The following is a 10,344-nucleotide window of genomic DNA, read 5'->3' on the forward strand; positions in this document are numbered from 1 at the left end:
CTCCCGGGACGCATCTCGTGGCGCCCTGTCCTGAGAATGACACACCCACCGCTCCCCGTGAGCCGCCGTCACGCAGTTTCACAAATCCGACACCCCGACCTTCCGCGGGTAGAGTGCGGCCACTCCCTCTCCCGGTCTGAATGATCGACATGACTCGGCTCCCTAGGATGCGGCGGCTCGGCAGCGGTAGCGAGCAAGGTCGTCCTGGCAGAGAGCGCCCCATGAGCCTTCAGCGTGCAGGGGTGCTCTCCGCGCTGCTCCTCGCGGCCTGTGTCTCCGCTCCGAGACCAGCCCCGACACCGGAGCCACCGCCCCTGCCCGGCCCGGTCCTCCCACGCGTCGAGGTCCGGGTGTACCGGGAGCTGCCGGACGGCTCAGCGGAGCCGTGGGGCACGCTGCCCCTCCCGACGGGCGTCACCTCGCTGCCCGAGGGCCCCTGGTTCGTGGAGCCGTCCGTGCCTGTGCGGTCGGACGGGGAGGCCCGAGCCCTCGCCGAGCTGCTGCGGACGCACGGTGTCCGCCGGCTCTCGCTGCGCGGCGTGGAGCTCCCGACACCCGCGCTGCTGTCGCTCCTGGTGGAGAAGACCGCGCTCACCGCGCTGTACCTCTCGGGGACACCGACGACTGACGCCCACCTCGTGGCGCTTGCCTATCTCCCCGGGCTCGACACGCTGCACCTGGATGGGACGCACGTCACGGACGCGGGGATGCCGGACATCGCTCGGCTGCCTCGGCTCGAGGCGCTGCTCCTGTCGGAGACGGCCGTCACGACTCAGGGGCTGCTTCAGCTCTCGGGGCTCGTGAACCTGCGAAGGTTCGAGGTGGCCGAGACCCGGGTGGGAAGCCCGGGCCTCCAGTTCCTGAAGCACTGTCACGCGCTGGAGGTCCTGGACCTCGGGCAGACCGGCGCGGAGGACTCCGTGGTCGCGCTGCTTCCGGGTGCGTCCATGCGCAAGCTCGTGCTCAGTGGCACGAACGTCACGGACTCGGGGCTGGAGCCGCTGCGGCGAATGCGAGCCCTCACGGCGCTGGGGCTGGCACGGACGGCGGTGACGGACGCAGCGCTGGCGCATGTGGAGGGGCTGCCCTCGCTGGAAGCGCTCCACCTGGGCAACACGCGCATCACGGATGCGGGGCTGGCACGTCTCGCGAAGACACGCACCCTGCGAGGCCTCGTCCTGGACGACACGAACGTGGGGGATACGGGCCTGCGGCACCTCGTGTCCCTGGAGCGGCTCGAGGTGCTCAGCCTGAAGAGCACCCGTGTGACGAACAAGGGCCTCACGCTGCTGGCGGGGTTCAAGCACCTCAGGGAGCTGGACCTGTCGCACACGCGCGTGACGGCGGCGGGAATGCCCGCGCTTGCTCCGCTCACGTCAGTCGTGGGCCTGAGCCTCGCGGGGCTGCTGCTCACCGATGACTCGCTCTCGTCCCTGGCCGGGCTCACGGGGCTCGTCCGACTGGACCTCAGCGAGAACCCGATCAGCCCGGAGGGACTCGCCCACCTCCAGTCGGCCAGCGCGCTGGAAGAGCTCAACCTGAGCAGCACCGGCTTCACCGATGAGGGGACGCGCCTGCTGAGCCACTGGCCGCGCCTGCGCTCGCTCAAGGTGGTGCGCACGCTCCTGACGGATACGGGGCTGCCGAGGCTCGGGGAGAACCTGGAGCTGCTCCACCTCGGCGCCACGCTCATCTCCGACGCGGGCCTGCCGTTGCTCGCCCGGCTCCCACGCCTGTCCACGCTGGATCTCCACCAGACCCGCATCACGGACGCGGGGCTCGCCTCGCTCGCGGCCTCGCCCTCGCTGTCCGTGCTCAACCTCTCGGGGACGGACATCGGCGACGCGGGACTCGCGGCGCTTCCGGAAGGCGTGACGGTGCTCGTGCTGGCCCGGACGCGCGTCACCGAGGCCGGCCTGCCCGCGCTGGAGCGCCTGAAGCGGCTGCGACAGGTGGACCTGCGACAGACGTCCATCCCCGCCGAGGCGCTGCGGCGATGGGCGAGACAGCGCCCCATCACCTGGCTCTGGGGCGCTCCGGAAGGCTCACCGTAGCCGGCGACACGCGGAGGTCTTCACCGCGAGGAAGACGCGAGCGCCCGTCGTCACGCCCAGCTCGCGCACCGCGGAGTCCGTCACCCGCACCGCCATGGGAGCTCCCGCAACCTCCACGAAGAGCACCCGGTCTCCCACGCCCGCCTCCTCCATCCGCCGCACCGTCCCCTCCCACACGTTGCGCGCGGAGATGCCAGCGAGCGGCCCCACGGACAGCAGGATGTCCTCGGCGAGCACCGCATACGCCGCACGTGCTCCGGCCACGAGCTCCGAACCATCGGGCACCCAGAGCCCGAGCCCCTCCGTCACGCGGAGCCGCAGCCCGCCGTCCGCCGGGCGCTCCAGGACGCCCTCCAGGATGTTCTCCTCCCCTTCCAGCCCCAGCGCCCCGCGCGTCGCGCCTCCCAGCACCGTGTCCGCCGGCCCCACCGCGCGCACGCGCCCCTCCTCCAGGAGCAGCGCCTCCTGCGCCAGCACCCGAGCCTCGCCGAGCTGGTGCGTGACGTAGAGCATCGGCACGCGAGCCTCATCCCGGATGCGGAGCAGGTAGGGCAGCACGCGCTCCTTGAGGGCCACATCCAGCGCGGCCAGTGGCTCATCCAGCAGCAGCAGCGCCGGATCCGTCGCCAGCGCCCTCGCGAGCGCCACGCGCTGACGCTCGCCTCCGGAGAGCGTGGCCGGGTAGCGGTGCAGCAGGGGCTCCAGCTCCAGCAGGGCCACGGCCTCGTCCACGCGAGAGGGGCGCCCCGGGCGCACGCCAAAGCGGACGTTCTCCCGCGCGGTGAGGTGCGGAAAGAGGAGCGAGTCCTGGGGCACGTACCCCATGCGCCGAGCCTCGGGCGGCACGTCCACACCCGACGCCGAGTCCAGCAGCACGCGCTCGCGCACCACCAGCCGTCCCCGCGCCCCGCGACGCAGCCCCGCCAGCGACTCCAGCAGGGACGTCTTCCCCGAGCCCGAGCGGCCCATCACCGCCACCGACGCCGAGGAGAAGCGCGCCTCCACCTCGAGCGGGAAGCGCGCCAGCGGTAGCTTCAGGGAGACCTCGATCATGCGCGCACCCGAGCCTCGCGGCGGCGGGTCAGGAGCTCCGTGGCGTAGATGGCGGCGAAGGCCACCAGGGTGGCGATGCCCGCCAGGCGGAGCGCCTCGGCGTCCTGCCCGAGCTGGGTGCGGTGGAAGATGGCGAGCGCCAGCGTCTGGGTCCGCCCCGGGATGTTGCCGGCCACCAGCACCGTGGCGCCGAACTCGCCCAGGGCGCGAGAGAAGGCGAGCAGCGTCCCCGTGAGCACCCCGCGCCACGCCAGGGGCAGGGTCACGCGGAAGAAGGCCCGGGTGCGCGAGTCCCCCAGCGTCCGCGCCACCGCCACCAGCCGAGGATCCACCTCCTCGAAGCCCGAGCGCGCCGAGCGCACCAGCAGCGGGAAGGCCATGACGGCGCTCGCCAGCACCACCGCCTTGGGCGTGAAGACCACCTCGATGCCGAGCCCATCCAGCGCCTGCCCCACCGGACTGCTCCGAGCGAGCAGCTCCAGCAGGACCAGGCCCACCGCCGTGGGCGGCAGCACCAGCGGCAGGGAGAGCAGCGTCTCGATCAAGCCCTTGCCCGCTCCCTGCCACCGAGCCAGGCCATAGGCCGCGGCCACCCCGAAGGGAAGGATGACGACCGTGGCCACCGCCGCCACCGCCAGCGAGAAGAGGACGAGAGGCAGCTCGCCCTCGCTCACGGGCGGGCCTTCCCGGGAACGAAGACGAAGCCGTGCCGCTCGAAGATGCTCCGCGCGCTGGCTCCCTGCAGGAAGCTCACGAAGGCGCGCCCCGCCGCGGAGGCCTTGCCCCGAGCCAGCGCCGCCACGGGGTAGACGATGCGCGGCCCGTCCGCCTCCGGAACGGTGAGCGCCACCCGCACGCGCTTCGACTGCGCCGCGTCCGTGGCGTACACCACCCCCGCCTCCACCCGCCCGGCCTCCACGGCCGACAGCGCCGCGCGCACATCCAGCGCGGGCACCACGCGAGGCTCCAGCTCCTTCCAGACTCCCGCCTTCTCCAGCCAGCTCTTCGCATAGAGGCCCGCGGGCACCGCCGCCGGATCCGCGAGCGCCAGGCGCTTCACCTCTCGGAGCTCCGCCGCGGAGGTCACCTTCCGCTTCGAGTCCGCCGCCACCACCACCACCAACCGGTTGGAGAGCAGCTCCACGCGCGTGCCCGCCTGGACGAGCCCCGCCTTCTCCACCTGGTCCAGCTTCGCGGTGTCGGCGGAGAGGAAGACGTCCGCGGGAGCCCCCGCGACGGCCTGCCGCGCCAGGTCACTGGACGCACCGAAGGCGAACTCCACCACGGTCCCCTGCTCCTTCGTGAAGGCGCGTCCCACCTCCTGGAGCGCGTCCGTGGTGCTCGCGGCGGCGAACACCAGGATCCGCTCCGCGGCGAGAGCGGGCATCGAGCAAGCAAGCAGAAAGGCAAGCAGAACCGTGCGCATGGGGCCGTTCCTCTTCCAGAGCAAGGCACCGCGTCAAGCCTCCAGGCCCCCTTCGGAGATTCCATTGACCCGCCTCGGGACCCCCGATAAAGAAAATTCCGTGTCACGGAATGTCCCCAAAGAGGAAGATCTCGCTGGCGACGCCACGCGGCTCCAGCAGCTGCTGTACGCGCTGGGGCGGCGCCGCTCGCTCCGTGACCCCATTGCCAGCACCTGCGAGGAGCTCCAGCTCACCCCACCCCAGGTCCACGCGCTCCTGTGGCTGGGCAAGGACGGCATGCTCACCATGGGCGAGCTGGCACGGCGGCTCGGGGTGACGGAGAAGACGGTGACGGGTGTCGTCGACCGGCTCGAGCGCGAGGGCCAGGTCCAGCGCGAGCGCATCACCATGGATCGCCGCGTGGTGCGCTGCCGCCTCACCGAGCTGGGACAGAAGACCTACCAGAAGCTCGAGCGCTACCTGAACGAGGCGATGGTCCAGATGCTGGGCATGCTGGATGGCACCGACCGCAAGGCGCTCTTCCGCATCGTGGAGAAGCTCGTCCGCCGGCTGGACGCCCCCGAGGGGCCAGACGCGCTGCCGGCCGTGCGCGAGAAGTCGGCCTGAGCCCTCACCCACGCCTGCTCCGACTCCCACCCTCCTACTCAAGGCCACCTTGCGCCGCGTGGCTGCTGCCTTATCGGAAGGAGGACCGGTTCTGTCCGTTGGGGTAGTGAGATGAAGGCTCAGACGTCCGCAAGGGTAGGAGTGCTTCTGGGAGTAGTGCTGGCGCTGGCAGGCTGTGACAGGGCGCCGCCCGCCTCGGGTCCGACGGGAGAACCGTCAGCCACTCCCCTCTCTCAGGAGGCCGCCAGGGCGCCCGAGCCGGTGCTGCCTCCCTCACCGACCCAGGCGCTCGCCTCGCTCGCTCCGCTGGCGGACTCGGTGCGCTCCGCGGTGGTCAACGTGGAGGTGCGCGCGCGCGGGGCCGAGCCTCGGGCCAGTCGCCCCCAGCTGGAAGATCCCTTTGGAGGCCTCCCCTGGCCCTGGATGGAGCCGGGGCCGAGAGGCCAGGAGCCGCTGCGCCAGGGGCTCGGCTCGGGCTTCATCATTGACCCCTCGGGCATCGTGCTCACCAACAACCACGTGGTGGAGGGCGCCGTCGGCATCGACGTGAAGCTCATGGACGGCCGCCAGTTCGAGGCGAAGGTGCTGGGCACGGATCCGCTCACGGACGTGGCGGTGCTCCAGCTCCAGGGCCGGGACGTGAAGGAGCTGCCGGTGGTGCGGCTGGGAGACTCGGACGCGATGCGCGTGGGGGACTGGGTGCTGGCCATCGGCAACCCGTTCGGCCTGTCCTCCAGCGTCAGCCTGGGCATCCTCTCGGCCAAGGCGCGCGACATCCAGGCCGGCCCGTATGACGACTTCCTGCAGACGGACGCGGCCATCAACCCGGGCAACTCCGGCGGGCCGCTGTTCAACATGAGCGGCGAGGTGATCGGCATCAACACGGCCATCGTGGGACAGGGCTCGGGCATCGGGTTCGCGGTGCCCAGCAACCTGGTCAAGGCGCTGCTGCCCCAGCTCGAGAAGGAGGGCGCCGTCACGCGCGGCTGGCTCGGCCTGGGAGTGCAGGACCTGACGGCCCAGCTCGGCGAGGCGCTCGGAGTGCCGGTGCGCGAAGGGGCCATCGTGGTGCATGTCGAGGAAGGCACGCCGTCCGCGGAGGCGGGCCTGCGGCCGGATGACGTCATCGTGGCGCTGGATGACACGCCCATCACCTCGGCGGGCTCGCTCACGCGCACCATCGGGCTGATGCGTCCCGAAACGCAGGTGACGCTCACGCTCTACCGTGACGGCCAGAAGCTGGAGCGCGAGGCGACGCTCGGGACGCGACCGGACCTCGAGGGTGTCTCCGCGCGAGAGCGCCGGCAGCCACAGGAGGAGCCTCACCAGCGGCTGGGTCTGGCCCTGGGCGACGTCGGCCCCCAGCTCGGAGCACGTGGGGTGCCCGCCGGAGCGCTCATCACCCGTGTCCTGCCGGGCTCGGTGGCCGAGCGCGCGGGGCTCGTGCAGGGCATGGTGGTGGTGGAGGCCGGGGGCAGGCCCGTGCGCGGCGCCGCGGAGCTGGTGCGCATCCTACGGGATGCCCGGCCTGGGAGCGCGGTGCTCCTGCGCGTCCAGCTGGGCGAGACACGGGCGCTGCGCGCGCTCACGATCCCCGAGTAGCCGGGTCCGCCGCGCTCGCGAGTCCCTCGGGCGCGCGGGCCAGCAGCACGCGTGGGTGCAGCAGCAGGGCGAAGGCCTCGCGGACGGTCCAGTAGAAGCGATCCAGGGCGTGGAGGTTGCGCTCCGTGAGCAGCGCGGGGCTGGTGGCCACCTCGAAGCCCTGGAGCCGGAAGTACTGGCGCGCTCGGAGCAGGTGGTACGGGTCGGACACCACCACCACGCGCCGGGCGCCCAGGGAGCGCAAGAGCCCGGCGCTGAAGCGCGTGTTCTGCTCGGTGGAGTGGCTCTGCTCCTCGAGGATGCAGGCCTCGGCCGGGACGCCGAGCTCCACCGCCAGCGAGCGCATGACCTGGGCCTCGGACGGAGGGTGGTCGCCGACGCCACCGGAGAAGACGAGCCGGGGCGCGATGCCCTCTCGGTAGAGCTCCACCGCCTTCTCCACCCGCGAGTACAGCGCCCCCGAGGGCACGCCCCCGGGCAGCACGCGCGCGCCCAGCACCACCACCGCATCGGCCGGCACGGCCCGCTCGCGCTGACCGAAGCGATCCACGCGCCACGCCAGCCCGAACACTCCACACGTCAGCAGTCCCACCAGGGCGACGAAGAGCCGCCGGAGGGCGATGGACCGGTTCCTGAGCGCGGGCAGCCACATTGCCTTCAGGGTAGGTCAACCCCTGCCCGGCGGCGAGAACCCCGCGCGCTCAAGGCGCCGCGCCCGTCATCAGCTGCGGCTCGGGCGCTGGCTTCAGCAGGACGTCCGCGATGACGGGGTAGTGGTCCGACGCGCCCACGCGCAGCACCGCGCTCCGCAGGGGCACGAAGGCGTCGCAGGCGAGCACATAGTCGATACGCAGCACCGGCGAGAACGGGAGCGGCAGCGGGTACGTGCCCTCCGTGCCCTGGCCGCTGGCGGCGACGACGTCCGTGAGGCCCCGCCGCAGCAGGCGCACCGGGCGCGAGTCCGGATCGTCGTTGAGGTCTCCCATGAGGAGCTTGGGCCGCGGATCCTTCTCGAGCATCGCGGCGATGAGGGCGCTCTGGCGCACGCGGGCCGCTCCATTGAAGGGCCGCCGGATGAGGTGGGTGAGGTAGACGCTCACCTCGCGCCCGGCCACCTGCATCACCGCATGGGCTACCGTCCGAGGCTCCGCGCCGCGCGGCACGGGCAGTGGGTATTGGGCCAGCGCCTCCAGCGGGAAGCGCGACAGCAGCGCGATGCCATAGGCGCCACCATGGAGGTCCGTGGTGCGGAAGTGCGCGTGGTACGGCAGCCCGGTCCGCTCGGCGAGCACGGCCGTCTGGTTCAGCCCTCCGGCGCGGCTGCTCCCGAGGTCCACCTCCTGGAGCGCGACGATGTCGGGCCGCGCGTCGCGGATGACGTCGGCCACGCCGTCCAGGCCCCGGACGCCGGACTCGATGTTGAAGGTCATCACCCGCAGCTCGCCGGGCTCGCGGGGCGCGGGCGTCTCCACCCGCGTCATGGCAGCAGGTGAGCGCAGGCCCGAGGACGACGAGGCACACGCGAAAGCAGCAGTCAGGGCGAGGGCAGGAAAGAGGCGGAGGAGACGCATGGTTCGAAGGGCCGGGATGCTAGGCCGGAGCCCCGAGCCCTGTCGTCCCCCCGCCTCGGGCCCGCCCGCGGAGCAGGCGGACGGCCCTGTAGAACCTGCAGGGAGCAAGGCGAGCCGCCGAGCCCCCGCGCAACACGCTACTCGTTGCGACGGCGCAGGCGCGCGGCCACCAGCGCGAGCAGCACCACCATGGGCGCGCCACCCGCGGCGGCGCAGCCGCTATCCTCTTCCTTGGCACCCTCGCCGTCGTCCGGGTTGTTGGTGCCGCCGTCCGGAACGCCGGCGTCCGGGCTCGTCGTGCCGCCGGTGATCGTCACCTCCAGCGTCTTGGAGTCCGAGCGATCCATGGTGAAGCTCTTGTCATCGTTGGTCGAGTTGCCGCTGGCGTAGAGCGTGACGGTGCGGGCGGTGCTGGGCGCCACCAGCGTGAAGTCGAAGCGGACCTCGCCATTGGCGAACGGCTTGCCCGCCGTGTGGGTCAGCTCGCCGGAGACGACCTTCACGTCCGTCCCCACCTTGTTGAGCGTCCCCCCGTTGTCACTCACCGCCACGTTCATGCCGCCCTTCACGCCCGCGCCGCCCTGGATGATGAGCGTGTAGTTGCCCGTGGCGCCCGCGGCCAGCGTCGCGGGGCCATTGATGGTCACCGTCGGAGTGGCCGGGTTGGGGTTGGTGTTGTGGCAACCCGCCGCCATGCAGGTCGTGCCCTGCTTGCCGGAGCGACCGATGACGCCCAAGTTGTTGGCGTAGGCGGAGAGAGACAGGAAGCTCGCCGCCAGGACACCAGCGACGCCAAGAGAGAAGTGCTGCGGCCGCATTCGACCTCCAGGAGGAACGACAGAGATGAGGGAGAACGCTTCTTAGCGCGGAGTTCCCACGGCGCGCACGAAGCACCTTCCTCGCGTTCCGTCTCATGAGGACCGCGGCGCGGAGGGCTCCTCCCGGCACCTGGGTTGCTCCTACCGAGGCGTGTCGCACATGTCATACATGCCTGCAGCACACCTCGCAAAGTTTGCGGAGTGCAAAGTTTGCGACTCGCAGGACCGTGCCAGCCGCGGGCTCGCCGTCACCTCGAGCCCGTACTTCCGAGTGCTTACACAGGCCCCTGTCCAGGGCCGGACTTTGCAGCAGACTGGGCTCCTCAGGAGGTCCCCCCCTTGCCTGCCCGCTCCCGACTCCGCCGAGGCTTCACGCTGATCGAGGTGATGACCGCGGTCGTCATCCTCATCATCCTGGCCGCTCTGGCCGTGACCTTCATGGTCTACGGCATGGGCAAGGCGCGGATGAACAACGCCGTGTTCGACGTGACGGCGATGATCAACAGCGCCCAGCTGCGTGCCATCAGCCGCGGCTCGCCCCACTACATCTTCATCCACCAGACGCCCGACAACCGGGTGCGCATCCTGTTGATGGAGCGCCCGGATGCTCCTCCCGTGATCCCCAACTGGAACACGCTGGACCTGACCCAGGAGCCGGACGTGGTGCTGGCCTTCACGCGCATCCTGCCGGACAACAGCGTGGAGACGCGCAACGCTCCCATCCACGACCAGCTGGTGCTGGGGGCCGGCTCGGGCATGGACTCGGGCGGATTGGCCTTCCTGGACCTGGACTCCACCCGCATCACCAAGCCGCTGCCGGCGCCCTTCAGTGCCATCGCGATGAGCACGCCGACGGTCACTCCCTCCGAGCTGAACAAGCCCACGCAGAACCTGGCGGCCGGCTGCAACTTCTGTGTGAGCCCCTCGGGCCGCCCCTACGGCGTGCTGCGCTTCAACGCGGACGGCACCATGCAGGTGATGACCGGCGACGCCGTCTCGGGCGCCGTGATCGCCTTCGCCCCCAACACCGACGATGAGAAGGGCTTCACGCCCAAGCTGCTCAGCGTCTCCGCGCCCGCGGGCGCTGCTGTCGTCTTCTAGGAGGTTGCCTGCACATGAGCTCCTCTCGCCTTTCTCCTCGCGGCACCAGCCTCATCGAGGCCATGGCCGCCCTGGTCGTCTTCTCCGTCGGCATCCTGGGCGTCATGCAGAT

10 protein-coding genes are annotated in these 10,344 nt (G+C 71.3%); 4 read left to right on the top strand and 6 right to left on the bottom strand.

Going from position 1 to position 10,344, the window contains the following annotated elements; genetic code table 11:
- The first annotated feature begins 221 nt into the window (after positions 1-221).
- Positions 222-2,054, top strand: a complete 1,833-nt coding sequence (locus KY572_RS21005; protein ID WP_224244685.1) for a leucine-rich repeat domain-containing protein — start codon at positions 222-224, stop codon at positions 2,052-2,054.
- Here the strand turns inward: KY572_RS21005 and modC are convergent.
- From modC to modA, 3 genes are read right to left on the bottom strand one after another with little or no spacing between them, the layout of a single operon-like run.
- Positions 2,046-3,107 (bottom strand): molybdenum ABC transporter ATP-binding protein, encoded by a 1,062-nt coding sequence (gene modC / locus KY572_RS21010; protein ID WP_224244686.1) that lies wholly within the window; start codon positions 3,105-3,107, stop codon positions 2,046-2,048. The genes KY572_RS21005 and modC overlap by 9 nt on opposite strands.
- Positions 3,104-3,781 carry a molybdate ABC transporter permease subunit gene (gene modB / locus KY572_RS21015; RefSeq protein WP_224244687.1) on the bottom strand — a complete coding sequence of 226 codons (678 nt, stop codon included), beginning with the start codon at positions 3,779-3,781 and terminating at the stop codon, positions 3,104-3,106. The genes modC and modB overlap by 4 nt, the downstream gene beginning before the upstream one ends.
- Positions 3,778-4,533 (bottom strand): molybdate ABC transporter substrate-binding protein, encoded by a 756-nt coding sequence (modA, locus tag KY572_RS21020; RefSeq protein ID WP_224244688.1) that lies wholly within the window; start codon positions 4,531-4,533, stop codon positions 3,778-3,780. Before modA ends, modB begins: the two co-directional genes overlap by 4 nt.
- Positions 4,534-4,633: 100 nt before the next feature.
- Between modA and KY572_RS21025 the strand changes: the two genes are divergently transcribed.
- Positions 4,634-5,140, top strand: coding sequence for a MarR family winged helix-turn-helix transcriptional regulator (locus tag KY572_RS21025; RefSeq protein WP_224244689.1), 507 nt, complete (start codon positions 4,634-4,636; stop codon positions 5,138-5,140).
- Positions 5,141-5,251: 111 nt separating this feature from the next.
- Positions 5,252-6,742, top strand: coding sequence for a trypsin-like peptidase domain-containing protein (locus tag KY572_RS21030; RefSeq protein ID WP_224244690.1), 1,491 nt, complete (start codon positions 5,252-5,254; stop codon positions 6,740-6,742).
- On the opposite strand, the gene KY572_RS21035 is transcribed toward KY572_RS21030, so the two are convergent.
- The 3 genes from KY572_RS21035 to KY572_RS21045 all read right to left on the bottom strand — a co-directional run bounded on the left by KY572_RS21035 (position 6,726) and on the right by KY572_RS21045 (position 9,131).
- Positions 6,726-7,394, bottom strand: a complete 669-nt coding sequence (locus KY572_RS21035) for a YdcF family protein (protein ID WP_224244691.1) — start codon at positions 7,392-7,394, stop codon at positions 6,726-6,728. The two genes, KY572_RS21030 and KY572_RS21035, sit on opposite strands and share 17 nt — an antisense overlap.
- A gap of 49 nt (positions 7,395-7,443) precedes the next feature.
- A complete protein-coding gene (locus tag KY572_RS21040) occupies positions 7,444-8,223 on the bottom strand; it encodes an endonuclease/exonuclease/phosphatase family protein (protein ID WP_224244692.1) in 780 nt (259 codons plus the stop codon).
- A gap of 227 nt (positions 8,224-8,450) precedes the next feature.
- The gene (locus KY572_RS21045) at positions 8,451-9,131 is read right to left on the bottom strand and encodes an MXAN_6652 family MXYO-CTERM-anchored protein (protein WP_224244693.1); all 681 of its coding nucleotides are present in this window, start codon (positions 9,129-9,131) and stop codon (positions 8,451-8,453) included.
- A gap of 339 nt (positions 9,132-9,470) precedes the next feature.
- Between KY572_RS21045 and KY572_RS21050 the strand changes: the two genes are divergently transcribed.
- On the top strand, positions 9,471-10,232 hold the full coding sequence (locus tag KY572_RS21050; RefSeq protein ID WP_224244694.1) for a pilus assembly FimT family protein: 762 nt from the start codon (positions 9,471-9,473) through the stop codon (positions 10,230-10,232).
- The last annotated feature ends 112 nt before the right edge of the window (positions 10,233-10,344 follow it).

This window comes from Hyalangium gracile (assembly GCF_020103725.1).
Lineage (GTDB): Bacteria > Myxococcota > Myxococcia > Myxococcales > Myxococcaceae > Hyalangium > Hyalangium gracile.